This is a genomic window from Streptomyces fructofermentans (assembly GCF_014651055.1).
GTDB lineage: Bacteria > Actinomycetota > Actinomycetes > Streptomycetales > Streptomycetaceae > Streptomyces > Streptomyces fructofermentans.
The window spans coordinates 47,189-72,884 of record NZ_BMWD01000006.1; the positions used below are offsets into that span (position 1 = coordinate 47,189).

Genomic DNA, 25,696 nt, shown 5'->3' on the forward strand with positions numbered 1-25,696 from the left:
CCCCGGTCCCGGCCCGTGCCCGGCCCGTTCCCGGCGCTCGGCCCCGGTGCCGTGCCCGGCGCTCGGCCGCGCTCCCGTCGCCGTACGCCCGTCACCCGCGGGGGTGCGCCGCGGCCCCGGGCCAGGCCTCCCGCAGCGTGCGGACCGTCTCCGTGATGGCCGGGCGGCGGGCCGCGCCCGTGCGCCACAGCGCGTACAGCCGGCGTACGGGCATCGGGTCGAGCGGCACCTCGACGACCCCCTCGGGCAGCGGGCCGCGGCCGAGCCGGGGGATGAGGGCGACCCCGAGGCCCGCGGCGACCAGCGCCACCAGGGTCGGGTTCTCGTCGGCCTGGTGGACGATGTCCGGCTCGCATCCCGCCGCGCGCAGGGTCCGCACCAGCCAGTCGTGGCAGACGCGCCCCGGCGGCTGGCAGATCCAGCGCTCGCCGCCGAGTTCCTCGCGGCGGACGGACCGCCGCCCCGCGAACGGGTGGTCCGCCGGGACGAGCAGGTCGCACAGGTCGTCGCCGATCACCACCTGCGCCACCCCCGGTGGTGCCGGCAGCGGCGCGATGTCCCAGTCGTGCACGACGGCCACGTCGACCGCGCCCTTGGCGACCAGGTCGACCGACAGATGGGGGTCGACCTCGGTCAGCCGGGTGTCCAGAGCCGGATGCCGCGCCGCCAGGTCCGCCAGGACGCCGGGCATCAGCCCGCGCGCGGCGCTCGCGAACGCGGCCACGGTCAGCCGTCCCGCGGGCAGCCCGCGCCGCTCCTCCAGCTCCGTCTCGGCCCGCTCCACGATGGCCATCAGCTCACGCGCGGTCGCCGCCAGCCGCTCCGCCTGCTCGGTGAGACGCACGCCCCGCCCGCGCCGCTCCAGCAGCACGGTCCGGGTCTCCCGCTCCAGCTTGGCGATCTGCTGGGACACGGCGGACGGGGTGTAGCCGAGCGCGGCCGCGGCGGCGCCGACGGAACCGTGGACGGAGACGGCGTGCAGGGCGCGCAGACGCTGGAGATCGAGCACGGAGGGCTCCGGTCGTTTCAGGGATGCTTCATTCAACCATGCAGGAATCATCGCTGGTGCTTCACGGTCGCGGGGCGTGATCCTCGACGCATGCGCCCCGCACACGTCACGCTCGCCGTTCTCGTCGCCGCCGTCTGGGGCGTGAACTTCACCGTCGTCGAGATCGGCCTCGGCCACTTCCCGCCCCTGCTCTTCTCGGCCCTGCGCTTCCTGGCGGCGGCCCTGCCCGCCGTCCTGCTCGTCGGGCGCCCGAAGGTGGCGTGGAAGTGGATCGTGGGCGTCGGCCTGGTCCTCGGGGTCGCCAAGTTCGGGCTGCTCTTCATCGGGATGGACCGGGGGATGCCCGCCGGACTCTCCTCGCTGGTCCTCCAGATCCAGGCGGTCTTCACCGCGCTGTTCGCGTACGCGGTCCTGGGGGAGCGCCCCTCCGGAATCCGCCTCACGGGCATGGCCGTGGCGCTGTGCGGGGTCGCGGTGGCCGCCGTCGACGGGGGAGCGGCGGGACCGCCGACCGCGTTCGCCCTGGTGGTGGCCGCAGCGGCCTGCTGGGGCGTCTCCAACGTGCTCACCCGCAGGGCGGCGCCGCCCGACAGCCTCAACTTCATGGTGTGGGTCAGCACGGTCCCCGTACTGCCCCTGCTCGGGCTGTCCCTGCTCACCGAGGGCCCGGCCCGCGACCTGCGGGCGCTGCGCTCGCTCGACTGGCAGGGCGCCGGCGTGGTCCTCCACGTCGCCTGGATCACGACGGTGTTCGGCTTCGGTGCCTGGGGATGGCTGCTGCGCCGCCATCCCGCGTCCACGGTCGCCCCGTTCTCGCTGCTGGTCCCGGTGTTCGGCATGTCCTCGGCCGCGCTGTTCCTCGGGGAGCCCGTGAGCGGCCTGCGGTGGGTCGCGGCGGCACTGCTGGTGGGAGGGGTGGCAGTGGCCTCTGTCGGGAAGGCGCCCCGCGCGCTCGGCGGCACCGGGGCGAAGTCACGCGTGACGCCCCTGGAGTCCCGGACGTAGGCCCGGCGGACGCGTGCCCCCGCGCCGAGGGGCCCCGGCGCCGCGGGCCCGGCGCGAGGGCCGGCGATCGCGACCGCGGGGAGCGTCCCGGCGGCGCCCTACGCCGATTCGTTGAGCAGTCGCGCCAGGTGCTCCCGGCCCGCGTCCAGCAGCCCTTCGAGCGGCGCGGCCGACGGGTACCAGCGCTTCTCGTACTCCCAGCAGAGCCAGCCGTCCCAGCCCTCGCGCGACAGGAGTTCCACGCACTCGGTCAGCGGCAGGACGCCCGCGCCCAGGGGCAGCGGCGCCGTGTCCTCGGCCGAGGCGATGTCCTTGACCTGCACGTATCCGAGGAACGGGGCGAGCGCGGCATAGCTGGCGGAGGGCTGCTCGCCGCCGAGCCAGGTGTGCATGACGTCCCAGAGCGCGCCGACCTGCCGGTGGCCGACCGGCCCGAGCACCCGGATCACGTCGGAGCCCGTGCGGTGCGAGTCGTGGGTCTCCAGGAGGACGCGAACGCCGAGGTCGGCGGCGTACTCCGCCGCGGTGCCCAGCCTGCGCGCCGCCGCGGCGTCGGCGTCCGGCGTGCCGCCGCCGGCGTCGGCACCCGGGAAGACGCGGACGTGGGGGGCGCCCAGGTCCCGGGCCAGTTCGAGGAGCCCGCGGATCTCGGCGAGGACCGGTCCGTCCTCACCGGGCGCAGCCACGCGCGTGTAGCCCGCGAGCCCGAGGATCTCGACGCCGGCCGCCTCGAACGCGGCCGTCACCCCGGCCCGAGCGGTGCCGTCCAGGCCGGGATGTACGGGCTCCTCGGGATGAACGCGCAGTTCGACCCCGTGGTAGCCGTGCGTGGCGGCGAGCCGCACCACGTCGGTGATCGGGAGTCCGGGTACTCCGAGGGTGGAGAAGGCCAGCTTCATGTACCGGACATTACCCGCGAAGCGCCCCCTGTCACTCCCGCACGCCGTGCAGGTCCAGCCGCCAGTCCTGGCCGACGAGATCGGCCCCGAAGGAGCGGTGCGGCTTCTCGGCGAGGAGCACGAATCCGTGCCGGAGGTAGATGCGGCGGGCGGAGCCGAGGATGTCGTTCGTCCACAGGACCAGCTCGCGGTAGCCGACCCCGCGCGCGAACGCGACGCAGGCCCCGACCAGTCGGTCGCCGATGCCGAGGCCGCGAGCGTCGGGCTCGACGAGCAGCAGGCGAAGCCGCGCGGCGCCCGGTGCCTCGTCGCGCACGCACATCACGCAGCCGACCGGGCGGCCGTCCGACTCCGCGATCCACACCCGCTCCAGGTGCGGGTCGTGGTCCTCGGCGAAGTCGGCGACGATCCGGGCGACCAGGCCCTCGTAGTCGGTGTTCCAGCCGAACTCGGCGGTGTAGAGCGCCGCGTTGCGCTGCACGATCCAGCCGAGGTCGCCGGGGCCCGGTTCGCGCAGCAGCACGTCCTCGGCGCGCGGGGTGCGGCTCGGCGCGGCGGAGAGGATGCCGCGGATCTCCCGCATGGCCTCGACGAGCCGCAGCCTGTCGTCCGGCGGCACGGGCGCGAGCAGCGAACCGATGGTCTCCGACGAGCGCTCGTCGAGCAGTCCGGCGGTCCTGCGGCCGCTGTCCGTGAGGGTGATCCGGCGCCGCCTGGTGTCCGTCGGCGAGGGCATCCGCTCGATCAGCCCGTCCTTCTCGAACCTGGTGAGGATGCGGCTCAGGTACCCGGAGTCCAGGGAGAGTTCGGCGCGGAGGCCGGCGGCGTCCGTGTGCGGGGCGTGGGCCAGTTCGTACAGCACCCGCGACTCGGTGAGCGTGTACGGCGCGTGCAGGTGGCGGCCGTGGTCCAGCGCGCCGATGAGGTTCGTGTAGAAGCGGTTGAAGGAGCGGATCTCCTCGACGGTCACGGTTCCCGGCACCCGCCTTCCGGTCCCGGGGCGCGTCGCGCGCCGACCGGGGTACGACTGGATTGCTGACTCAGTCAGACATTACGCGACGGGAGGGGGGCCGTCACGACTTCCCCGAAGACTCGGACGGACTGCCGGCGCGGCCCGTGTTGGGCATGATGGGGGGCTGGAGGCGGACATGACGACGGTGGCGGGGACCTTCCGGATCGGCGGGGACCTGGAGGTGGGGCGGCTGGGCTTCGGGGCCATGCACCTGCCGACCGGGCCGGGCGCCGACCGTGCCGCCGCGATCGCCGTCGCCCGGCTCGCGGTCGACCTGGGCGTCACCCTGATCGACACGGCCCACCTGTACGGCGGGGGAGCGAACGAGGAGCTTCTCGCCGAGGCCCTGCACCCGTACGCGGACGGGCTGTTGATCACCACCAAGGTCGGCGTCGCGCGCTCCGCGGACACCGGCGAGTGGGGTCTCGACGGCCGCCCCGAAGTCCTGCGGGACCAGGTGGAACAGGCGCTGCGCCGGCTGCGGGTCGAGCGGATCGAACTGCTCCAGCTCCACCGCGTCGACCCCGCCACGCCTCTCGCGGACCAGCTCGGCGCCCTGCGGGACCTCCGGGACGAGGGCAAGGTCGCCCGGATCGGGCTGTCCGAGGTGAGCGTCGACGAACTCTCCCTGGCCCGGGAGACCGTGGACATCGCGAGCGTCCAGAACCGCTACAACCTGCTGGACCGTGAGCACGAGCCCGTCCTCGCGGCCTGCGCGGCCGCGGGCACCGCGTTCCTGCCGTGGCGGCCCGTCGCGCACGGGGCCGCGGGCGCGAACACGGTGGTCGCCGAGGTGGCGGCCGAACTCGGCGCGACGCCCACGCAGGTCTCGCTGGCCTGGCTCCTCGGCCGTTCCCCGGTCGTCGTCCCGATCCCGGGCACGGCCGACCCCGTGCACCTGGCGGAGAACGTGGCGGCGGCCCGGCTGAACCTGTCCGCCCCCCAACGCGCCCGCCTCGACGCCCTCACCGCCTGACCCGCCACCCCCGCGAGTCCCCGCGCCCCGTTCGCCCACGCGGACGCGACGCCGGAGGCTCGGAGCGGGTCACGGCCCCTTGGGGCTCCCGCCTGCCGGTCGGCCGATGCCCGCTCGCCCCTGCGGGCCATGGGCGCCGGGGCTCCGCCTGCCGGTTGCGCCAGGCCCGATCGCCCCTGCGGGCCACCGACGCCGGAGGCTCCGCGCCCTGCGGCCCACCGGCGCCTGCGCGCTCCTCCGCGTACGGAGGGAACCCGCGATTTCCGCGCGCCGCTTGCCGGTTGGGCGATGTGCGCTCGCGTTTGCGGGCCGCCGGGGCCGGAGGCTCGGTGCCCCGCGCGCCCGATGGTCGGAGCGGGTCCGGCACCCGCGGACTCGCGCCCGCCCCATGCCCGCCCGCGTTCGCGGGCCACCGACGCCGGGGGGCTCCGCGCCCCGCGCGCCCGACGGTCGGAGCGGGTCCGGCACCCGCGGGCTCGCGCCCGCCCCATGCCCGCTCGCGTTTGCGGCCCACCGGCGCCGGAGGTTCCGCGTCCCGCGCCCGGCCGTCAACTCGGGGCACGGCACCCGCGGGCCCCCCTGCCCGATGCCCGTTGCGCTCCACGGACCCGACGCCGGAGGCTCCGCACCCTGCCGTCCGGCGTCGACCGCGCACTCCGCAAGTCCCGTACGGGCGCCAGGTGTTCACCCCGCCGGGACGACGACACCCGCCGCTCGACCGGAAGCCGGAAGCCGGAAGCCGCGCCCGGGCAGGCGGGCAGGCGGGCAGGCGGCAGCCCCGGCCCGGTGCTCCTCCCGTCGAACCGCCGGAGGCTCACGCCTCCTTGGGCGCCCCCGTCGACCCGCGGACCATCAACTCGCCCCGGATCGTGGCGATCCCTCCGGGTGGAGCCTCTTCGCGTCCCATCGCGATGCGCCCGGCCCGGGCGCCCGCCTCGGCCAGCGGGAGCCGTACGGTCGTCAGCGCGGGCACCGCGTCGATGCTGAACGGCAGGTCGTCGAAGCCGACCACCGAGACGTCGTCCGGGATGCGCAGGCCCGAGTCGCGCAGGGCGGCGCACGCGCCGAGGGCGACCGTGTCGTTGGCGGCCACGACCGCCGTCAGACCGGGCTCGCGGCGCAGGAGTTCGAGCGTCGCCTCGTAGCCCGACCGCCGGTCGTAGCGGCCGTGGACGGTCCACGCGGGATCGTCGGCGACGCCGTGCGCGGCGAGCGCGGCGCGGTGCCCCTCCAGCCGGTGGCGCGTCGTGGTGCGCTCCTCGGGACCGGCGATATAGCCCATGCGCCGGTGCCCCAGGGCGATCAGGTGTTCGGTGAGCTGCTGCCCGCCGCCCCGGTTGTCGAAGGTGAGCGCCACGGCGTCGGTGTCCGCGGGGGCGGGCGGCCGGCCGCACAGCACGACACGCGTCCCCGCGGCCACGAGCTTGCGGAGCTTGGTCGCCACCGCCGTCGCGTGCGCGGTGTCCTCCACGGCCCCGCCCGTCAGGACGACGGCGGCGGCGCGTTGGCGCTGAAGGAGCGTGAGGTACGTGAGTTCGCGCTCCGGGGAGCCGCCGGTGTTGCACACGACGGCGAGGCGCTCCCCGCCCGCACGCCCCCCGGGCCCCCCGATCTCGGACTGGATCGCGCCGGCCATGATCCCGAAGAACGGGTCGGCGATGTCGTTGACCAGGATGCCGACCAGGTCGGAGGTGGCCGCCGCGAGCGCGCTGGCGGGGCCGTTCAGGACGTAGTCCAGGTCGTCCACGGCCCGCAGCACGCGTTCACGGGTGGAAGCCGCCACGGGATAGTTCCCGTTCAGCACGCGCGACACCGTCGCGGGCGAGACCTGCGCGCGGGCCGCCACGTCCGCCAGGGTCACCGTCATCTCGTCGTCCTCCGGTCGCGCGTCTCGTCGTTCTCACAGTGGTGCTCGGAGCCGGACCGCTGCCACGGCTCGGGCCACCGCCAGTGTGGCGTTTCCGGCCACGGCTGGTGCAGACCTTACGGTCAGGGGGCCGTGCGGCGCGCACGGCCTCGGGCCCGTCCAGACCTTACGGCCGACGGCCCGCCCCGCTCGCCCCCTCGCACAACTCGCTTCCCCCCGCGGTCTTGTCCGATCCGCTGCTCAGAGGCTAGCTTCTCCTTGTGTAGAAAGCGCTTGCTGCGACGCGTGCCGGTGCACGGAGCCCGCCGGACACCCGGGTTCCACCGGCGGGGCGTACGCGGCGCGGGGACGCGTACGAAGGGAATGACGTGACACGCAAGACGGTGCGCATCGCCATGAACGGCGTGACGGGACGCATGGGTTACCGCCAGCATCTCGTCCGGTCGATCCTGGCCCTGCGCGAGCAGGGCGGCCTCGCCCTCGGCGACGGCACCGTGCTGTGGCCCGAACCGGTCCTCGTCGGCCGGCGCGAGCACGCCCTGCGGGAGATCGCCGCCCGGCACGGCCTCGCGCACTGGTCCACGGACCTCGACGCCGTGCTCGCCGACCCCGCCGTCGACATCTACTTCGACGCACAGGTCACCTCCGCCCGCGAGGAGGCCCTCACGGGGGCGATCGCGGCCGGAAAGCACGTCTACACGGAGAAGCCGACCGCGACCGGTCTCGACGGAGCCCTGCGGCTGGCCCGGCTGGCCGACGCGAAGGGCATCAAGCACGGCGTCGTCCAGGACAAGCTCTTCCTGCCGGGCCTGCTGAAGCTCAAGCGGCTCGTGGACGGCGGCTTCTTCGGCCGGATCCTCTCCGTGCGCGGCGAGTTCGGCTACTGGGTCTTCGAGGGCGACTGGCAGTCCGCGCAGCGCCCGTCCTGGAACTACCGCGCGCAGGACGGCGGAGGCATCGTCGTCGACATGTTCCCGCACTGGGAGTACGTCCTGCACGAGCTGTTCGGCCGGGTGAGGTCGGTCCAGGCGCTGACCGCCACGCACATCCCGCAGCGCTGGGACGAGCAGGCCAAGCCGTACGACGCCACCGCCGACGACGCCGCGTACGGCATCTTCGAGCTCGAAGGCGGCGCGATCGCCCAGATCAACTCCTCCTGGGCCGTGCGCGTCCACCGCGACGAACTCGTCGAGTTCCAGGTCGACGGCACCGAGGGCTCGGCCGTCGCGGGCCTGCGCACCTGCCGGGTCCAGCACCGCAGCGCCACCCCCAAACCGGTGTGGAACCCCGACGTCCCGGCCACCGAGGCCTTCCGCGGCCAGTGGCAGGAGGTCCCGGACAACGCGGAGTTCGACAACGGCTTCAAGGCCCAGTGGGAGCTGTTCCTGCGGCACGTCCACACCGGTGCCCCCTACCACTGGGACCTCCTCGCGGGCGCCCGCGGCGTCCAGCTCGCCGAACTCGGCCTGAGGTCCTCGGCCGAGGGCCGCCGCTTCGACGTACCGGAGATCTCCCTGTGACGATCCGACTGCCCGGCGCGGCCGGTGGACTGCGCGAGTACGTCCCGCGCGCCGAACCCCTCGCCGTCCCCGCCGGCGCCCCCCTCGCCTCCCGCACGGTCTTCTCCGCGGCCCACGTCGTCGCCGATCCGCGCGCCGACGTCTCACCGGACTCGGCGGCCGCCGTCGACTGGGACGCCACGCTCGCCTTCCGGCGCCACCTGTGGTCCCACGGCCTCGGGGTCGCCGAGGCCATGGACACGGCCCAGCGCGGGATGGGCCTGGACTGGCCGGTCGCCGCCGAGCTGATCAGGCGCTCCGCCGCCGAGGCCCGGGCGGAGGGCGGGCGCATCGCCTGCGGCGCGGGCACCGACCAACTGCCCGGACCCGCCTCGCCCGACGCCGTGCGCGCCGCCTACGAGGAGCAGCTCGCCGTCGTGGAGGAGGCGGGCGCGCAGCCCGTCCTGATGGCCTCCCGCGCCCTGTGCGCGGCGGCCGCGGGCCCCGAGGACTACCTGTCGGTCTACGGCCGTCTGCTGCGGCAGTCCGCCGGACCCGTGGTCCTGCACTGGCTCGGCCCGATGTTCGACCCGGCCCTCGCGGGCTACTGGGGCTCGGAGGACCTCGACAAGGCCACCGAGACCTTCCTGGAGATCGTCGCGGCCCACCCCGACAAGGTGGACGGCGTCAAGGTGTCGCTGCTGGACGCCCGGCGGGAGGTCGACCTGCGCCGCCGCCTCCCCCGGGGCGTGCGCTGCTACACGGGCGACGACTTCAACTACCCCGAGCTGATCGCGGGCGACGAGCGCGGCTTCAGCCACGCCCTGCTCGGCATCTTCGACCCGCTGGGCCCGCTCGCCGCACGGGCCGTACGTGCCCTGGACACGGGTGACGTGCGGGGGTTCCGCGAACTGCTGGACCCCACCGTCGAGTTGTCCCGCCACCTCTTCGAGAGCCCGACCCGCTTCTACAAGACGGGAGTGGTCCTGCTGGCCTGGCTCGCGGGCCACCAGACGCACTTCACCATGGTCGGCGGCCTCCAGTCGGCCCGCTCGCTGCCGCACCTCGCCCGCGCCTACGAACTCGCCGACGGGCTGGGCCTGTTCCCCGACCCGGCGCTCGCGGAGGCCCGCATGAAGAACCTGCTCTCCCTGCACGGAGTGAACCAGTGAGCGTCCAGGACCTCTCCCGCTTCAGCATCAACCAGATGACCGTGAAACAGCTTCCGCTGCCCGAACTGGTCGACTCCTGCCTGGCGTTGGGGGTCCGGAGCGCCGGCCTTTGGCGCGAACCCGTCCGGGCGTACGGCGTCACGGCGACGGCACGGCTGTTCCGCGACGCGGGCCTCACGGTGACGACCCTGTGCCGCGGCGGCTTCCTCACGGCCCCGGACCCGGCCGGGCGCGCTCGGGCGCTCGACGACAACCGCCGGGCCGTGGACGAGGCCGCGGCTCTCGGCACCGACACGCTCGTCCTCGTCTCGGGCGGCCTCCCGGCGGGCTCCAAGGACCTGCGAGGGGCCCGGGAGCGCGTCGCCGAGGCCCTGGCCGAGCTGGGCCCGTACGCCGAGGCGCGCGGGGTGCGGCTGGCCGTCGAGCCGCTCCACCCGATGTACGCGTCCGACCGCTGCGTGGTCTCCACCCTCGCCCAGGCCCTGGACCTGGCGGAGCGCTTCCCCGCCCAGCAGGTCGGGGTGACCGTGGACACGTACCACGTGTGGTGGGACGACAACGCGCCCGCGCAGATCGCCCGGGCCGGCGCCGGCGGCCGCATCCACTCCTTCCAGCTCGCCGACTGGACGACCCCGCTGCCCGCCGGCGTCCTCGACGGGCGCGGGCAGATCGGCGACGGTTCGATCGACATGCGCGCGTGGAGGGCGCTCGTCGAGGCGGCCGGCTACACCGGCCCCATCGAGGTCGAGCTGTTCAACGACGCCCTGTGGGCCCGGGACGGGCGGGAGGTCCTGGCGGAGACGGCCGCCCGGTTCCTGGAGCACGCCGCCTGAGCGCCGGGCACAGGCGCCGCCGCGGGGGGCGGACCCCTCCCGGGCCCGGGGTCGGCCGCGGAGGCGGGCTCCGGAGAGGGCCCGCACGCCCGGATCGGGGCCCGATCGCGGAGCCCCGGAAAAAAGTCCGCGGAGCCGTGCAACCCTCTCCGCACTCCGTGGGTCGTACTTGGCATCAGGACTTCTGGAGGGGATCTGGGGGGATCGCGGGGTTCTGATGGGGAGGGAAACCGAGGGGGCCCGGTCGACGGACCGGGCCCCCTCGAAGCTTGTCCGGACCCGGACGGACCTGGACCCGGACCCGGACAATGACCGACGGAAACCCGGCACCGGACGGAGCCCGACCGGTCGGAACCCGGCACCGGACGGACCCGCCCGGCGCCGCGGCGGGTCAGAAGAAGACGCCGCAGCGCAGCAGCACATTCGCGTACGGACGCGCCTCGCCGGTCCGCACGATCAGCCGGGCTCCCGCCGAACGGGCCTTCAACTCCTCGTGGGAGACGTGGTCCAGGGACCCCGGGAAGCGGGCCGACAGCAGGGCCGCGGCCTCAGGGTTGGCCTCGCGCGTCTCCGCGGCCGCCGTCGCGCCCTCCACGACCAGCTCGTCCAGCAGGCCGTCCAGCACCTCCGCGAACGACGGCACCCCGGCCCGGAACGCCAGGTCCACCACCCGGGGTCCGGCCGGGATCGGCATGCCCGCGTCGCAGACCAGCACACCGTCGCCGTGGCCGAGTTCGGCCAGCGCCCCCGCCAGATGGCGGTTGAGTATCCCGGCCTTCTTCACAGCGCGGCCACCTCCTCGGCGGTGGGGAAGGACGCCTGGGCGCCCTCCCGGGTGACGGCCACGGCCCCGACCCGCGCCGCGTACGCGGCCGCGTCGGCGAGCCGCTCCCCGGCACCCAGCCGCCAGGCCAGCGCCGCGGTGAAGGAGTCGCCCGCGCCCGTCGTGTCCACGGCGTCCACCCGGACCGCAGGGACCAGGACCGCGCCGGCGGAGTCGGCGACCAGCGCGCCCTCCCCGCCCAGCGTGACGACCACCGAGCGCGGACCGAGCGCGAGCAGCGCCTCGGCCCACCGTCCGGGTGTGTCGCCCGCGTCCGCGCCGAGCAGCACCCGTGCCTCGTGCTCGTTGACGATCAGCGGGTCGCAGGCCGCCAGCACCGCGGGCGGCAGCGGCCGCGGCGGCGAGGGGTTGAGTACGAAACGGCTGCCCGCGGGCAGGGTCCGTACGACCTCCTCGACCGTCTCCAGGGGGATCTCCAGCTGGGCCGACACGACCCGCGCCGAGCCCAGCAGCGGCGCCGCGGCCCGGACGTCGTCCGGGGTGAGCCGTCCGTTGGCGCCCGGCGACACGACGATGCTGTTGTCGCCCGACGGGTCCACGGTGATCAGCGCGACCCCGGTGGGCGCCCCGCCGACCAGGACGCCGGCCGTGTCGACCCCCGCCGCCCGCTGCGAGTCGAGCAGCAGGGTGCCGTGCGCGTCGTCGCCGACCCGGGCCAGCAGGGCCGTGCGCGCCCCGAGCCGGGCGGCGGCGACCGCCTGGTTGGCGCCCTTGCCGCCCGGGTGGAGGGCCAGGTCGGTGCCGAGCACGGTCTCCCCGGCACCGGGCCGCCGCTCGACGCCGATGACCAGGTCGGCGTTGGCCGACCCCACGACCAGCAGGTCGTACTCGTACATGCGCTGTCTCCGTCCAGAAGTGGGGTGGGGCGGGGCGGGGGAGCGGCAGCCGCCGCCCCGCCCCGCGGTGTCCGTCGGTCAGCCGCCGAACCCGGCCACGTTCTGCGACGTGACCACCTTCACCGGAACCTTCACCGTCGCGTCGACCTTCTTGCCGTCGGCCGCCCGCAGCGCGTTCTCCACCGCGATCCGGCCGAGTTCCTTGGGCTGCTGGGCCACGGACGCGTACAGCGTGCCCGCCTCGACGGCCTTCAGCCCGTCCGGCGTGCCGTCGAAGCCGATGACCTGGACCGACTTTCCGGCCTTGGAGCCCAGGGCCTTGATCGCGCCGAGCGCCATCTCGTCGTTCTCGGCGAAGACGCCCTGCACGTCGGGGTGTGCCTGGAGCAGGTTCGTCATCACGTCGAGGCCCTTGGTGCGGTCGAAGTCGGCGGGCTGCCTGGCGACCACCTTGATGCCCGGGTAGGCCTTCAGGCCCTCCTGGAATCCCGCGCCGCGCTCCCGGCTCGCCGACGTGCCGGCCAGTCCCTGGAGGATCACGATCCGGCCCTTGCCGCCCAGCTTCTCGGCGAGTGCCTCGGCGCCGAGCCTGCCGCCCTCGACGTTGTCGGAGGCGACCAGCGCCGCCGTCTTCGCCTTGTTGACGCCCCGGTCGACCCCGATCACGGGGATGTCGGCCTTGTTCGCGGACCGTACGGAGGGACCCGCCGCGTCCGAGTCCACCGGGTTGACGACGATCGAGTCGACGCCCTCACTGGTGAAGTTCTGGAGCTGGTTGGCCTGCTGCGAGGCGTCGTTCTGCGCGTCCGTGACGGTCAGGTCCACGCCGGCCTTCTTGGCCTCGGCCTGCGCGCCCGCCTTGATCTGCACGAAGAAGGGGTTGTTGAGCGTGGACAGCGACAGGCCCACCTTCTGCTTCGTACCGGACGAGCCGTTGTTCACCAGGGTCAGGCCGCCCACGACCGCTGCCGCGAGGACCAGCGCGAGCGCGTACTTGAGCCGTTGCGGGCCCTTTCGGGCCGGGGAGGTCCCGGCCGCGACGGGTGTCGCCCCGGCCTTGCGCCGCAGGGTGTCCATCAGCACCGCCAGCGCGATGACGACGCCGATGACGACCTGCTGCCAGAACGCCGACACGGACAGCAGGTTGAGGCCGTTGCGCAGCACCGCCAGGATCAGCGCGCCGATCAGGGTGCCCGAGGCCTTGCCCGTGCCGCCCGCGAGGGAGGCACCGCCGATGACGACCGCCGCGATGGCGTCGAGCTCGTAGCCCTGGGCGGCCTGCGGCTGCGCCGAGGAGAGCCGGGAGGCGAGCACGATGCCGGCCGCGGCCGCGAAGAGGCCGGACAGCGCGTAGATCACGAGCTTCTGCCGCTTGACCCGCAGTCCGGAGAGGCGGGCGGCCTCCTCGTTGCCTCCGATGGCGTACATGGACCGGCCGATGTAGGTACGACCCAGGATCAGGGCCGTGAGCAGGCCCATGAAGATCATCACCAGGACCGGTACCGGCAGCCAGCCGCCCAGCGTGTCGCCGAGGTGGGAGACCGAGTCCGGGAAGGCGATCGGGCTGCCCTGCGAGATGACCAGGGACAGGCCTCGGCCCACCGACAGCATGGCCAGCGTCGCGATGAACGGCGGCAGCTTCCCGTAGGAGATCAGCACGCCGTTGATGAGACCGCACGCGATGCCCGTCGCGACGGCGAGGAGCACCGCGATCCAGACGGGTACTCCCTGCGAGGTCGCCGACCACGCGAGCACGGTGGCGGACAGGGCCGCGACGGAGCCGACCGACAGGTCGATGCCCGCCGAGACGATCACGAAGGTCACACCGAAGGCGAGGATGGCCGTCACGGCCGCCTGGACGCCGATGTTGAGGAGGTTGTCCGTCGTCAGGAAGTCGCCGGACAGGGCCGACATCGCGATGACGAGGATGATGAGCGCGGTGAGCGCGCCGTTGTCGAGCAGCAGTCTGCGCAGTCCGCCCGCGGCGCCCTTCGCGCCCGGTGCGTTCTTGAGCGTGTCAGTGGCCACGGGGGTTCTCCACTTCGGTAGCGGCATCGGTGGGGGTCGATGCGGGGGGTGGCGCGGGTGATGTCGCGGGGGTGCTGACGGCCAGGGCCATCACCGAGTCCTGGGTCGCCTCGTCGGCCGACAGCTCGCCGGCGATCCGGCCCTGGGCCATCACCAGCACGCGGTCGCTCATGCCGAGCACCTCGGGCAGGTCGCTGGAGATCATCAGGACGGCGTGCCCGGCGGACGTCAGCTCGTTGATCAGCTGGTAGATCTCGACCTTGGCGCCGACGTCGATGCCGCGCGTGGGCTCGTCGAGGATCAGCACGCGGGTGTCGGCGAGCAGCCACTTGCCGATGACGACCTTCTGCTGGTTGCCGCCGGAGAGCGTGCGCACCTGCTGGCCGATCCCGGCCATCCGCACGTTGAGCTGTGCGGCGATCCGGGCGGCGGCCGTCCGCTGGCCCTTGAGGTCGACGAACCCGCCGCGGGTCGCCGAACGCAGGGTGACCAGCCCGAGGTTCTCCTCGACGGAGGCGTCCAGCAGCAGCCCCTGGCCCTTGCGGTCCTCGGGCACCAGCCCGATGCCCGCGGTCATGGCCGCGCCCACGTCGTGGCGGGGCAGCCGGGTCCCTTCGACGGCGACCGAGCCGCTGTCGTACGGATCGGCCCCGAAGACCGCCCGGGCGACCTCGGTGCGGCCCGCGCCGACCAGGCCGGCGATGCCGACGACCTCGCCGGCCCGCACCTCGAAGCCGATGTCGTGGAAGACGCCGTCGCGGGTCAGGCCCTCCACCGTGAGCAGGGCAGCTCCGGCGTCGGCCCGCTCCCTCGGGTACTGCTGCTCGATGGAGCGCCCGACCATGAGGCGTACGAGTTCGTCCTCGGGCGTCGACGCGGGGACCTGGCCGACACTCCGGCCGTCCCGGATCACCGTGACGCGGTCGCCCAGGGCGGCGATCTCCTCCAGGTGGTGCGTGATGAAGACGACGCCGACGCCGTCCTCGCGCAGGCCGCGCACGATCCGGAAGAGCTTGTCGACCTCACCGGAGGTGAGCACGGCCGTCGGCTCGTCCATGATCAGGACGCGGGCGTCCAGGCTCAGGGCCTTCGCGATCTCGACCATCTGGAGCCGGGCGATGCCCAGTTCGCGCACCCGGGCCCGGGGGGAGACGTCCACCCCGACCCGTTCCAGGAGCTCCGCGGCGCCGGCCTCCATCGCCCCGCGGTCGATCAGGCCGAAGCGGCGCGGCTGGCGGCCCAGGAAGATGTTCTCGGCGACCGTCAGGTCGGGCACCAGGTTGAACTCCTGGTAGATCGTGGCGATCCCGAGGCGCTCGGCGTCCTGGGCGCCGTGGATGCGGACCTCCTCGCCGCCGACGACGATCCGTCCCGAGTCGGGCCGGTAGGCCCCGGACAGCATCTTGATCAGGGTGCTCTTGCCCGCTCCGTTCTCACCGAGCAGGACATGCACCTCGCCGCGGCGCAGGTCGAAGTCGACGCTGTCGAGCGCGACCACTCCGGGGAAGGTCTTCCTCATCCCCTCGATGCGCAGCAGCTCGTCCGGATCGCTCACGGGTTGCTCCTCTGCGTGACGTTCATGTGCGGGTGGTTCGGGTCGGGGCGTTCGCCGCAGGAGCGGCGGACGACGAGACGGGCGGGGAGGGTGACCGACTGCGGGGGCCGTCCCTCGATGCGGTCGACGAGGGCGCGGACGGCGGCCCGGCCCAGTTCGCGGACCGGCTGGGCGATCGCGGTGACCGGCGGATCGGTGTGCACGAACCACGGGATGTCGTCGAACGCGGCGAGCGCGATGTCGTCGGGGACCCGCAGCCCGCGCGCGCGGACGGCGTCCAGGGCGCCCAGGGCCATCAGGTTGTCGGCGGCGAAGACGACCTCGGGCGGTTCGGCCAGGTCGAGGAACTCCTCGGTGACCCGGCGGCCGCTCTCCGCCTGGAAGTCGCCCTGGCCGGTGTAGGCGTCGGGCAGCGTGAGCCCGTATGCGGCGAGGGCCTCGCGGAAGGCCGCCACCCGCTCGCTGCCGGTCGTGGTGGCCGCCGGGCCCGCGATGATGGCGAGCCTGCGGTGCCCGAGGCCGTGCAGGTGTGCGACCAGGTCGCGGACGGCCGTGCGGCCGTCCGCCCGGACCACGGGCACGTCCAGGCCCGGGATCCAGCGGTCCACGAAGACCATCGGAGTCCCCGCGCGCGCGGCGTCCAGCATGCCGGGGGAGCCGCCGTCGGTGGGGGAGACCAGCAGGCCGTCGATGCGACGGTCGAGCAGGGTCCGTACGTGGTGGTCCTGGAGCTCGGGGCGCTCGTCGGCGTTGCCGATGATGACGCTGTAGCCGAGGGCCCGGGCCTCCTCCTCGACGGAGCGTGCCAGCTCGGTGAAGTAGGGGTTGAGCACATCGCTGATGACCAGGCCGAGGGTGCGCGTCTGGTCGGTGCGCAGGGAGCGGGCGACGGCGTTGGGACGGTAGCCCAGCGTCTCGACGGCGGCCAGCACACGGGTGCGCGCCTCCGTGCTCACCGACGGGTGGTCGTTCAGGACGCGCGAGACCGTGGCAACGGAGACACCCGCCTCCGCGGCGACATCCTTGATGCACGCCATCGTCGCTCCACCTCCTCGTGGAATCGATTACACGAAGGATTGGAATCGATTACACGGGCATTTGACAACCCCTCTTGACCCGATTTCGGTGTGAGCCCACACACACTGCCCGGGTGCCGTCGAACCGTCCGCCGGCGCCCGGCGGGGACGGACGCCCCCTGGCTGTCGGAGGCGGGCGGTAGCGTCGGGACATGGCCAATGGGGCGGGGAGCGGGGCGGGCGGCGGCGAACGGCAACCGGCCGTGCTCGAAGGGGTCCTGGAGCGGATCACGTACGCCAACGAGGAGAACGGCTACACGGTCGCGCGGGTGGACACCGGCCGCGGCGGCGACCTCCTCACGGTGGTCGGGGCGCTGCTCGGCGCCCAGGCCGGCGAGTCGCTGCGCATGGAGGGCCGCTGGGGCTCGCACCCCCAGTACGGCAGGCAGTTCACGGTGGAGAACTACACGACGGTGCTGCCCGCCACGATCCAGGGCATCCGCAGGTATCTGGGGTCCGGCCTGGTCAAGGGCATCGGGCCGGTCTTCGCCGACCGCATCACCCTGCACTTCGGACTGGACACCCTCCGGATCATCGAGGAGGAGCCCAAGAGGCTCGTCGAGGTGCCGGGGCTCGGCCCGAAGCGCACCAGGCGGATCGCCGAGGCGTGGGAGGAGCAGAAGGCGATCAAGGAGGTCATGCTCTTCCTCCAGAGCGTCGAGGTGTCCACGTCGATCGCGGTCCGCATCTACAAGAAGTACGGCGACGCGTCGATCTCGGTCGTCCGGAACCAGCCCTACCGGCTCGCGTCCGACGTCTGGGGCATCGGCTTCCTCACCGCCGACAGGATCGCCCGGGCCGTCGGCATTCCGCACGACAGCCCGGAGCGGGTCAAGGCCGGTCTGCAGTACGCGCTCTCGCAGTCCACGGACCAGGGCCACTGCTTCCTCCCCGAGGAGCGGCTGATCGCGGACGCGGTGAAGCTGCTCCAGGTCGACACCGGCCTGGTCATCGAGTGCCTCGCCGAACTGGCGGCCCCCGCCGAGGACGGCGCGGAGCCCGGTGTCGTAAGGGAGCGGGTGCCGGGCCCGGACGGCGGTGAGCAGGTGACGGCGATCTACCTGGTCCCCTTCCACCGGGCCGAACTCTCCCTCTCCGCCCAGCTGTTGCGCCTGCTGCGCACCGGCGAGGACCGGATGCCCGGCTTCCGCGAGGTGGCCTGGGACAAGGCGCTCTCCTGGCTCGGCGACCGCACGGGCGCGGAGTTGGCGCCCGAACAGGAGGCGGCCGTCCGGCTGGCCCTCACCGAGAAGGTCGCCGTGCTGACCGGCGGTCCCGGCTGCGGCAAGTCCTTCACCGTGCGCTCGATCGTGGAGCTGGCCAGGGCGAAGAAGGCCAAGGTCGTGCTCGCGGCGCCGACCGGCCGGGCCGCCAAGCGGCTGGCCGAACTCACCGGCGCCGAGGCCTCGACCGTGCACAGGCTGCTGGAGTTGAAGCCGGGCGGTGACGCGGCGTACGACAGGGACCGGCCGCTGGACGCCGACCTGGTGGTCGTCGACGAGGCCTCGATGCTGGACCTGCTCCTCGCCAACAAGCTGGTGAAGGCCGTTCCGCCGGGTGCGCACCTGCTCTTCGTGGGAGACGTCGACCAGTTGCCCAGCGTCGGGGCGGGGGAGGTGCTGCGCGACCTGCTCGCCGAGGGCGGGCCGGTGCCGGCGGTCCGGCTCACGCGGGTGTTCCGGCAGGCGCAGCAGTCGGGTGTGGTGATGAACGCGCACCGGATCAACGCGGGGCAGCAGCCGGTCACCGACCGGCTCGACGACTTCTTCCTCTTCGTGGAGGACGACACCGAGGAGGCCGGCAGGCTGGCGGTGGATGTGGCGTCCCGTCGGCTTCCGGCCAGATTCGGGCTCGACCCGCGCCGGGACGTGCAGGTGCTGGCGCCCATGCACCGGGGGCCCGCGGGGGCGGGCACGCTCAACGGACTGCTCCAGCAGGCGATCACGCCCGCACGGCCGGAGCTTGCGGAGAAGCGGTTCGGCGGGCGGGTGTTCCGGGTCGGGGACAAGGTGACGCAGATCCGCAACAACTACGAGAAGGGCGCGAACGGGGTCTTCAACGGGACGGTGGGCGTGGTGACTTCGCTCGACGCCGACGAGCAGCGGCTGACGGTGCGCACCGACGAGGACGAGGAGGTGCCGTACGACTTCGACGAGTTGGACGAGTTGGCGCACGCGTACGCGGTGACCATCCACCGTTCGCAGGGCAGCGAGTACCCGGCGGTCGTCATCCCCGTCACGACCGGCGCGTGGATGATGCTCCAGCGCAATCTGCTCTACACGGCGGTGACGCGGGCCAAGAAGCTGGTCGTGCTGGTCGGATCGCGCAAGGCGCTGGGGCAGGCGGTGCGCACGGTGTCCGCGGGGCGCCGGTGCACGGCGCTGGACTTCCGGCTGGCGGGCGGGCGCGAGAGCTGACGGGCGCCGCGCCGGTACGCGGTGGAGGGCCGGTGCGCGGGTGCGCGGTGTCGGGTGCCGGGCGGCGGGTGGTGCGGTCCGTGCGCCTTGCCGCTTGCCGCTTGCCGCTTGCCGCCTGCCGCCTGCCGCTTGCCGCCTGGCACCTGCTGTCTGCCCCTTGCCGACCACCGGGTCCGGACGGCGGCCCACCTTCGTGGGCGCGTGAGCCGCGGGGAGCCGCGCGGCCCGCGGGGCTTGCCCCACGTCCGCGCCCCGGCCGCGGGGCCCGCGCAGCCGGCCGTACGACCGGCCGGGTGCCCCGTCGCCGGGGCCCGGGGAGCCGTGCGAAGTGGTCGGGAGCGGCTCGTGCGAGGGGCCCAGGGGGCCGGGTGGGGAAAAATGATCGATCAAATGAGTCGCGAAGGTCACAGAGCACTTTCGCGAGGCCGCCGGAGGGGGCAGGATGAGCAGGTTGGCGGCACTGAGTGCCGCCAATAGGCCCAATGGTCGACCCCGAGTGCACTCTCCTGCGCCAAATGGGGGATGGTAGAGACAGTCAGGGCACCTCGAAGAAGAGGCACAACGTCGGTGAGGGATGACGTGAGCGACAACTCTGTAGTACTGCGGTACGGCGACGGTGAGTACACCTACCCGGTGATCGACAGCACCGTCGGTGACAAGGGCTTCGACATCGGGAAGCTCCGCGCCAATACCGGCCTGGTGACGCTGGACAGCGGTTACGGAAACACGGCCGCCTATAAATCCGCCATCACCTACCTCGACGGCGAGCAGGGCATTCTGCGCTACCGGGGCTACCCGATCGAGCAGCTCGCCGAGCGCTCCACCTTCCTCGAGGTGGCCTCTCTGCTGATCAACGGCGAACTGCCGACGGTCGACGAGCTCTCCGTCTTCAAGAACGAGATCACGCAGCACACCCTGCTGCACGAGGACGTCAAGCGGTTCTTCCAGGGCTTCCCGCGCGACGCCCACCCGATGGCGATGCTCTCCTCGGTCGTCTCCGCGCTGTCCACGTTCTACCAGGACAGCCACAACCCCTTCGACGAGAAGCAGCGCCACCTCTCGACGATCCGCCTTCTCGCCAAGCTTCCGACGATCGCGGCGTACGCGTACAAGAAGTCGATCGGTCACCCGTTCGTCTACCCGCGCAACGACCTGAGCTACGTCGAGAACTTCCTGCGCATGACCTTCTCGGTCCCCGCGCAGGAGTACGAGCTCGACCCGGTCGTCGTCTCCGCGCTCGACAAGCTGCTGATCCTGCACGCGGACCACGAGCAGAACTGTTCGACCTCGACCGTGCGTCTGGTCGGCTCGTCGCAGGCCAACATGTTCGCGTCGATCTCGGCCGGCATCTCGGCGCTGTGGGGTCCGCTGCACGGCGGCGCCAACCAGTCCGTCCTGGAGATGCTGGAAGGCATCCAGGCGAACGGCGGCGACGTCGACTCCTTCATCCGCAAGGTGAAGAACAAGGAGGACGGCGTCCGCCTGATGGGCTTCGGCCACCGGGTGTACAAGTCCTTCGACCCGCGCGCCAAGATCATCAAGGCCGCCGCGCACGACGTCCTCTCCGCGCTCGGCAAGTCCGACGAGCTGCTGGACATCGCGCTCAAGCTGGAGGAGCACGCGCTCTCCGACGAGTACTTCGTCTCGCGCAACCTCTACCCCAACGTGGACTTCTACACGGGCCTGATCTACCGGGCCATGGGCTTCCCGACCGAGATGTTCACCGTGCTGTTCGCGCTCGGCCGCCTTCCCGGCTGGATCGCGCAGTGGCACGAGATGATCAAGGAGCCGGGTTCGCGCATCGGCCGCCCGCGCCAGATCTACACGGGTGTCGTCGAGCGGGACTTCGTTCCCGTCGAGGAGCGCTGACCCGAGCAGCGGAGCCGTACCGCCGCCCCCGAGGCCCACAGGTGTCGCCCCCCCAGGGGCGAGTGGGCCGGAGGGGCGCGCCTGTTTTCCCGGCCCGGATGCGGGCCGGGCCCCGAAGAGCCCGCCCCGGGGGCGGGCCGGGCCCCGAAGGGCCTGTGGAGCCCGTAGAGCCCGAAAAAAGGGGGAAGGCGCCCCGCTGCCGGTCCCCCCACGGGCCGGAGTCAGGGCGCCTTCCCATGTCCCGGTGCGGATTCCCCCCACGGGATCCGGCCGGGCGTATGGAGGACAGCGCCTGAGTCGCTGTCGGCAGAACGAGCAAAACTCGCCCTACCGCTGTGCGGTCTGCCGGGACCCGTACGGAACGGGAGGGCCGCTCAAAGCTCCCCGCTGTACGTGCCCCGGCAACGCAATTCCGAGAACGTCCCCCAAGACGTCCTCAGATGTCAGAGACGCCCCCCAAGACGTGTCTGACATCGTCAATCTAGACTCACGAACCCCTTCGATGGTTACGTTCACATCACTGTGATCTGCGTCTCTTGCTTATGTCCTGAAGATGAGCAAGAGCCCCGATATGACTATCGGCGCCCAAGCGTAAGGATGATGCGCGAGCCTTGTGAAGAGCTTATGTGAAGGGGTGTGCCGGACTCTAGGGGGACTCCTGTCTCTTCGTCATGAAAATGCCCGCAGCCGGAGGCTGTTCGTCACGACGAACACGGACGAGAACGCCATGGCCGCTCCGGCGATCATCGGGTTGAGCAGGCCCGCGGCGGCGAGCGGCAGCGCGGCCAGGTTGTAGCCGAAGGCCCAGACGAGATTGCCCTTGATGGTGGAGAGGGTGGCCCGCGAGAGACGGATGGCGTCCGCGGCGACCCGCAGATCGCCCCGTACCAGCGTCAGGTCGCCCGCCTCGATGGCGGCGTCCGTCCCGGTCCCCATGGCGAGCCCGAGGTCCGCGGTGGCGAGCGCGGCGGCGTCGTTGACGCCGTCGCCGACTATCGCCACGGTCCGGCCCCCGGCCCGCAGCCCCCGGATCACGTCGACCTTGTCCTGCGGGAGCACCCCGGCGATCACGTCGTCGGACCCGATGCCGACCGAGCGGGCCACGGACTCGGCCACGGTCCGGTTGTCCCCGGTCAGCAGGATCGGGGTGAGGCCCAGGGCCCGCAGCGCCCGGACGGCCTCGGCGCTGGTCTCCCGGACCGCGTCGGCGACGGTGACGACGCCGCGCGCCCGCCCGTCCCAGGCCACGGCCACGGCGGTACGGCCCTCCTCCTCGGCCCGCGTGCGCAGCGCGGCCAGGCCGTCCGGCAGCGGGATGCCGGCCTCCTCCAGGAGGCGGACGCGCCCGACGAGCACCTCGTGGCCCTCGACCGTGCCGCGCACCCCGAGTCCGGGCACGTTCTCGAAGGCGTCCACGGCGGGCAGGGGCCCGGTCCGGGCCGACGCGCCCGCCGCCACGGCCCGCGCCACCGGGTGCTCCGAGGCGTGCTCCAGGGCGCCCGCGAGGCGCAGCACCTCCGGCTCGTCGGTGCCCTCGGCCGCGTACACCTCCTGGAGGGTCATGCGGCCGGTGGTGACGGTGCCGGTCTTGTCGAGGACGACGGTGTCGACGCGGCGGGTGGACTCCAGGACCTCGGGGCCCTTGATGAGGATGCCGAGTTGGGCGCCGCGGCCGGTGCCGACCATGAGCGCGGTCGGGGTGGCGAGGCCGAGGGCGCAGGGGCAGGCGATGATCAGTACGGCGACGGCGGCGGTGAACGCGGCGGCCGTGTCGCCGGTGATCCCCAGCCAGCAGCCGAAGGTGCCGGCCGCGATCAGGAGGACCACGGGCACGAACACGGCCGACGTCCGGTCGGCGAGCCGCTGCACCCGGGCCTTGCCGTTCTGCGCGTCCTCCACGAGCCTGGCCATGTGGGCGAGCCGGGTGTCGGAGCCGACCCGGGTCGCCTCGACGACCAGCCGCCCTCCCGCGTTCACCGTCGCGCCCGTGACGGAGGAGCCCACGGAGACGTCCACCGGTACCGACTCGCCGGTCAGCATGGACGCGTCCACCGCCGAGGCCCCCTCGACGACGGTGCCGTCCGTGGCGACCTTCTCCCCCGGCCGTACGACGAAGCGGTCGCCCACGGCCAGGCTGTCCACCGGGACGCGCACCTCGCGGCCGTCGCGCAGGACGCGGGCGTCCTGCGCGCCCAGTTCCAGGAGCGCGCGCAGCGCCGCGCCGGCGCTGCGCCTGGAGCGGGCCTCCAGATAGCGGCCGAGCAGGATGAACGCGATCACGCCGGACGCCACTTCGAGGTACACGGCCGAGGCGCCGTGCGCGCGGGACACCGTGAGCGAGAACCCCTCGTCCCGCATCCCCGCCATTCCGGCGTCACCGAGGAACAGGGCCCACAGGGACCAGCCGAAGGCGGCCAGGGTGCCGATCGACACGAGGGTGTCCATGGTGGCCGAGCCGTGCCGGGCGTTCGTGAGGGCCGCCCGGTGGAAGGGCAGCCCGCCCCAGACCACGACGGGCGAGGCGAGGGTCAGCGCGAGCCACTGCCAGTTGTCGAACTGGAGTGCGGGAATCATCGACAGCAGGATCACCGGGGCGGCGAGCAGCGCGGACACGGTGAGGCGTTCGCGCAGCGCGGCGAGCTCCGGGTCCCCGGCCGCCTCGGCCGCGGGTCCGGCCGGGGCGGTGCGCGGCGGCGGCAGCTCCTCGGCCGTGTAGCCCGTCCGCACCACGGTGGCGATCAGGTCGGCGACCTCGACCCCGTGCGGGTACGAGATCCTCGCCCTCTCCGTCGCGAGGTTCACCGTGGCGGTGACCCCCGCCATCCGGTTGAGCTTCCTCTCGACGCGGGACACGCACGAGGCGCAGGTCATCCCGCCGATGGCCAGCTCGACCTCCGAGGCCGCGGCCTCCGGGGCGATCGCTGCGGTGGTGCTGGTCATGTCCGTGCTCCAGGGAACGAACCGGGCCGTACGGAACCAGTATCGACTGGTCCGTACGGCCCGGTGCGGTGAGGGTGCGGCGGGGAGCCCGTCAGGCCGTGCCGGCCAGCTCGAAGCCGGCCTCGTCGACGGCGGCGCGCACGGCCTCCGCGTCGAGCGCGGCGGTGGAGACCACGGTCACCTCGCCGGTGGAGGCGACGGCCTTCACCGAGGTGACGCCTGCGATCCCGGAGATCTCACCGGAGACCGCGCCTTCGCAGTGTCCGCAGCTCATCCCGCTCACCTGGTAGACGGTGGTGACGGAGCCCGGGGTGTCGGTCTGGGCGGTCATGTCGTTGCTCCTCGTCGAGACGTGTGGGGCGGGGCGGCCCCGAGGGGCCGCACACTGTTCAGGCTATACCCCTAGGGGGTATTTATCCAGGAGGGGCCGCGGTGCGCCGGGCCCCCGCGTCCCCTCTTGCGCGGCAGGGGCCGGTCCCGGAGGGGAATGTCCGCACCTCATGGTGCATGACCGCCATGCGGCTTTTCGCCAGGGGCGTGAGCGCCGGGGGCGGGGCTAGCGTTCGGTCCGAGCGGTGGTCCACGGCTGAGGGAGCGAGACGCATGCGGGCAGTGGTGTTCGAGCGGTACGGGGAGCCGGCCGAGGTGCGGGACGTGCCGGACCCGGAGCCCGCGCCGCACGGGGTGGTCGTCCGGGTCGGGGCCACCGGGCTGTGCCGCAGCGACTGGCACGGCTGGCAGGGGCACGACCCGGACATCGCGCTGCCCCACGTGCCCGGTCACGAACTCGCCGGAACGGTCGAGGCGGTCGGCGGCCTGGTGACCCGCTGGCGCCCGGGCGACCGGGTCACCGTGCCCTTCGTCTGCGCCTGCGGGCGGTGCGCCTCGTGCGCGGCGGGCGACCAGCAGGTGTGCGAACGGCAGACCCAGCCCGGATTCACCCACTGGGGCTCCTTCGCGCAGTACGTCGCCCTGGACCACGCCGACGTGAACCTCGTGGCCGTGGCCGACGAGTTGTCCTTCGCCACGGCTGCCTCTCTGGGGTGCCGGTTCGCCACGGCGTACCGCGCGGTCGTCGCGCGGGGCCGGGTGGCGCCGGGGGAGTGGGTGGCCGTGCACGGCTGCGGCGGCGTCGGGCTGTCGGCGGTGATGATCGCGGCGGCCGCCGGGGCGCGGGTCGTCGCGGTCGACCTCTCGCCCGGGGCGCTGGACCTGGCCCGGACGTTCGGCGCGGCCCGGTGCGTCGACGCCTCGGCGGTACGGGATCCGGCGGCCGCCGTGCGGGACCTGACGGGCGGCGGCGCCCATCTGTCGCTGGACGCCCTCGGCTCGCCGGTCACCTGCGCGGCGTCGGTCGACAGCCTGCGCCGCAGGGGCCGGCACGTCCAGGTCGGCCTGCTGCCCGTGGACCCCGCCGTGCCGATGGCCCGGGTGATCGGCCTGGAACTCGAACTCCTCGGCAGCCACGGGATGCCCGCCCACGCCTACCCGCCGATGCTGGAGTCCGTACGGGCCGGGGTCCTGCGCCCCGACCTGCTGGTGACCTCCACGATTCCCCTGGACGAGGCCCCGGACGCCCTCGCGGCGATGGGCGGGTCGCCCGGCGCGGGTGTCACGGTCATCGACCCGTGGCGGTGACGAGCACGCGTTCCCTGCCCCGGCCGCTGTCCCGCCGCGACGGCCGCGGACCGCGTGCCGGCCACAGCGCCCGCGGTGGTCCGCCGGGCGAGCGGGCGCGAGCCTGCGGGCTGTCGGGCCTGCCGCGGGTCCTCGGGTCCGCCGAGCCCGCCGGGCGTGGCGTCCGCGGGGCCGGCGCGGTGGCGTTCTGCGGCGGTCGGGACGGCGGCGGGGTGCCGGCC

Annotated in this window: 19 protein-coding genes; 8 read left to right on the plus strand and 11 right to left on the minus strand. The window is 73.5% G+C overall.

Annotated features, from left to right (window positions below):
- Window positions 1-91: 91 nt before the first annotated feature.
- Window positions 92-1,009, minus strand: a complete 918-nt coding sequence (locus tag IE265_RS10510; RefSeq protein WP_190035179.1) for a LysR family transcriptional regulator — start codon at window positions 1,007-1,009, stop codon at window positions 92-94.
- A 90-nt stretch (window positions 1,010-1,099) separates the two neighbouring features.
- On the opposite strand from IE265_RS10510, the gene IE265_RS10515 reads away from it, so the two are divergent.
- Window positions 1,100-2,014, plus strand: coding sequence for an EamA family transporter (locus tag IE265_RS10515; RefSeq protein ID WP_190035180.1), 915 nt, complete (start codon window positions 1,100-1,102; stop codon window positions 2,012-2,014).
- 98 nt (window positions 2,015-2,112) lie between these two features.
- Here IE265_RS10515 and IE265_RS10520 read toward each other — a convergent pair whose 3' ends face one another.
- Entirely contained in the window at window positions 2,113-2,913 is an 801-nt protein-coding gene (locus IE265_RS10520) for a sugar phosphate isomerase/epimerase family protein (RefSeq protein WP_190035181.1), read from the minus strand.
- Between the two features lie 31 nt (window positions 2,914-2,944).
- Window positions 2,945-3,883, minus strand: a complete 939-nt coding sequence (locus IE265_RS10525; protein WP_190035182.1) for a bifunctional helix-turn-helix transcriptional regulator/GNAT family N-acetyltransferase — start codon at window positions 3,881-3,883, stop codon at window positions 2,945-2,947.
- Between the two features lie 178 nt (window positions 3,884-4,061).
- Between IE265_RS10525 and IE265_RS10530 the strand changes: the two genes are divergently transcribed.
- Window positions 4,062-4,901, plus strand: coding sequence for an aldo/keto reductase (locus tag IE265_RS10530; RefSeq protein WP_190035183.1), 840 nt, complete (start codon window positions 4,062-4,064; stop codon window positions 4,899-4,901).
- 814 nt (window positions 4,902-5,715) lie between these two features.
- Here IE265_RS10530 and IE265_RS10535 read toward each other — a convergent pair.
- Window positions 5,716-6,768: a LacI family DNA-binding transcriptional regulator gene (locus IE265_RS10535; RefSeq protein WP_190035184.1), complete on the minus strand. Its 1,053-nt coding sequence runs from the start codon at window positions 6,766-6,768 to the stop codon at window positions 5,716-5,718.
- Window positions 6,769-7,136: 368 nt separating this feature from the next.
- Between IE265_RS10535 and IE265_RS10540 the strand changes: the two genes are divergently transcribed.
- From IE265_RS10540 to IE265_RS10550, 3 genes are read left to right on the plus strand one after another with little or no spacing between them, the layout of a single operon-like run.
- Window positions 7,137-8,288 carry a Gfo/Idh/MocA family protein gene (locus IE265_RS10540; RefSeq protein ID WP_190035185.1) on the plus strand — a complete coding sequence of 384 codons (1,152 nt, stop codon included), beginning with the start codon at window positions 7,137-7,139 and terminating at the stop codon, window positions 8,286-8,288.
- Window positions 8,285-9,439, plus strand: a complete 1,155-nt coding sequence (locus IE265_RS10545) for a dihydrodipicolinate synthase family protein (protein WP_190035186.1) — start codon at window positions 8,285-8,287, stop codon at window positions 9,437-9,439. The genes IE265_RS10540 and IE265_RS10545 overlap by 4 nt, the downstream gene beginning before the upstream one ends.
- Before the next feature lie 35 nt (window positions 9,440-9,474).
- Entirely contained in the window at window positions 9,475-10,272 is a 798-nt protein-coding gene (locus IE265_RS10550) for a sugar phosphate isomerase/epimerase family protein (protein ID WP_190035418.1), read from the plus strand.
- A gap of 391 nt (window positions 10,273-10,663) precedes the next feature.
- Here the strand turns inward: IE265_RS10550 and rbsD are convergent, their stop codons facing one another.
- The 5 genes from rbsD to IE265_RS10575 form a co-directional block, all read right to left on the minus strand.
- Window positions 10,664-11,056 carry a D-ribose pyranase gene (gene rbsD / locus IE265_RS10555; protein WP_190035187.1) on the minus strand — a complete coding sequence of 131 codons (393 nt, stop codon included), beginning with the start codon at window positions 11,054-11,056 and terminating at the stop codon, window positions 10,664-10,666.
- On the minus strand, window positions 11,053-11,952 hold the full coding sequence (locus tag IE265_RS10560; protein WP_190035188.1) for a ribokinase: 900 nt from the start codon (window positions 11,950-11,952) through the stop codon (window positions 11,053-11,055). Before IE265_RS10560 ends, rbsD begins: the two co-directional genes overlap by 4 nt.
- A 78-nt stretch (window positions 11,953-12,030) precedes the next feature.
- The gene (locus tag IE265_RS10565) at window positions 12,031-13,980 is read right to left on the minus strand and encodes an ABC transporter permease/substrate-binding protein (RefSeq protein ID WP_190035189.1); all 1,950 of its coding nucleotides are present in this window, start codon (window positions 13,978-13,980) and stop codon (window positions 12,031-12,033) included.
- Window positions 13,970-15,535, minus strand: coding sequence for a sugar ABC transporter ATP-binding protein (locus tag IE265_RS10570; protein ID WP_190035190.1), 1,566 nt, complete (start codon window positions 15,533-15,535; stop codon window positions 13,970-13,972). Before IE265_RS10570 ends, IE265_RS10565 begins: the two co-directional genes overlap by 11 nt.
- On the minus strand, window positions 15,532-16,572 hold the full coding sequence (locus tag IE265_RS10575; RefSeq protein WP_190035191.1) for a LacI family DNA-binding transcriptional regulator: 1,041 nt from the start codon (window positions 16,570-16,572) through the stop codon (window positions 15,532-15,534). The genes IE265_RS10570 and IE265_RS10575 overlap by 4 nt, the downstream gene beginning before the upstream one ends.
- 191 nt (window positions 16,573-16,763) lie before the next feature.
- On the opposite strand from IE265_RS10575, the gene recD2 reads away from it, so the two are divergent.
- Together recD2 and IE265_RS10585 are read left to right on the plus strand one after the other, a co-directional pair.
- Complete coding sequence (gene recD2 / locus IE265_RS10580; protein ID WP_190035192.1) at window positions 16,764-19,028, plus strand: SF1B family DNA helicase RecD2; 2,265 nt, start codon at window positions 16,764-16,766, stop codon at window positions 19,026-19,028.
- 579 nt (window positions 19,029-19,607) lie between these two features.
- Window positions 19,608-20,897, plus strand: a complete 1,290-nt coding sequence (locus IE265_RS10585) for a citrate synthase (RefSeq protein WP_190035193.1) — start codon at window positions 19,608-19,610, stop codon at window positions 20,895-20,897.
- A 669-nt stretch (window positions 20,898-21,566) separates the two neighbouring features.
- On the opposite strand, the gene IE265_RS10590 is transcribed toward IE265_RS10585, so the two are convergent.
- Together IE265_RS10590 and IE265_RS10595 are read right to left on the minus strand one after the other, a co-directional pair.
- Window positions 21,567-23,837, minus strand: a complete 2,271-nt coding sequence (locus IE265_RS10590) for a heavy metal translocating P-type ATPase (protein WP_190035194.1) — start codon at window positions 23,835-23,837, stop codon at window positions 21,567-21,569.
- A 91-nt stretch (window positions 23,838-23,928) separates the two neighbouring features.
- Window positions 23,929-24,168, minus strand: coding sequence for a heavy-metal-associated domain-containing protein (locus IE265_RS10595; RefSeq protein WP_190035195.1), 240 nt, complete (start codon window positions 24,166-24,168; stop codon window positions 23,929-23,931).
- Window positions 24,169-24,440: 272 nt separating this feature from the next.
- On the opposite strand from IE265_RS10595, the gene IE265_RS10600 reads away from it, so the two are divergent.
- Complete coding sequence (locus IE265_RS10600) at window positions 24,441-25,475, plus strand: zinc-dependent alcohol dehydrogenase family protein (RefSeq protein WP_190035196.1); 1,035 nt, start codon at window positions 24,441-24,443, stop codon at window positions 25,473-25,475.
- Window positions 25,476-25,696: the final 221 nt, after the last annotated feature.

Coding starts and splice junctions, on each gene's coding strand:
- IE265_RS10590 (WP_190035194.1), bottom strand. CDS start 23,837: ATGACCAGCACCACCGCAGCGATCGCCCCGGAGGCCGCGGCCTCGGAG.
- IE265_RS10515 (WP_190035180.1), top strand. CDS start 1,100: ATGCGCCCCGCACACGTCACGCTCGCCGTTCTCGTCGCCGCCGTCTGG.
- recD2 (WP_190035192.1), top strand. CDS start 16,764: ATGGCCAATGGGGCGGGGAGCGGGGCGGGCGGCGGCGAACGGCAACCG.
- IE265_RS10600 (WP_190035196.1), top strand. CDS start 24,441: ATGCGGGCAGTGGTGTTCGAGCGGTACGGGGAGCCGGCCGAGGTGCGG.
- IE265_RS10535 (WP_190035184.1), bottom strand. CDS start 6,768: ATGACGGTGACCCTGGCGGACGTGGCGGCCCGCGCGCAGGTCTCGCCC.
- IE265_RS10595 (WP_190035195.1), bottom strand. CDS start 24,168: ATGACCGCCCAGACCGACACCCCGGGCTCCGTCACCACCGTCTACCAG.
- IE265_RS10575 (WP_190035191.1), bottom strand. CDS start 16,572: ATGGCGTGCATCAAGGATGTCGCCGCGGAGGCGGGTGTCTCCGTTGCC.
- IE265_RS10520 (WP_190035181.1), bottom strand. CDS start 2,913: ATGAAGCTGGCCTTCTCCACCCTCGGAGTACCCGGACTCCCGATCACC.
- IE265_RS10560 (WP_190035188.1), bottom strand. CDS start 11,952: ATGTACGAGTACGACCTGCTGGTCGTGGGGTCGGCCAACGCCGACCTG.
- IE265_RS10550 (WP_190035418.1), top strand. CDS start 9,475: ATGACCGTGAAACAGCTTCCGCTGCCCGAACTGGTCGACTCCTGCCTG.
- IE265_RS10530 (WP_190035183.1), top strand. CDS start 4,062: ATGACGACGGTGGCGGGGACCTTCCGGATCGGCGGGGACCTGGAGGTG.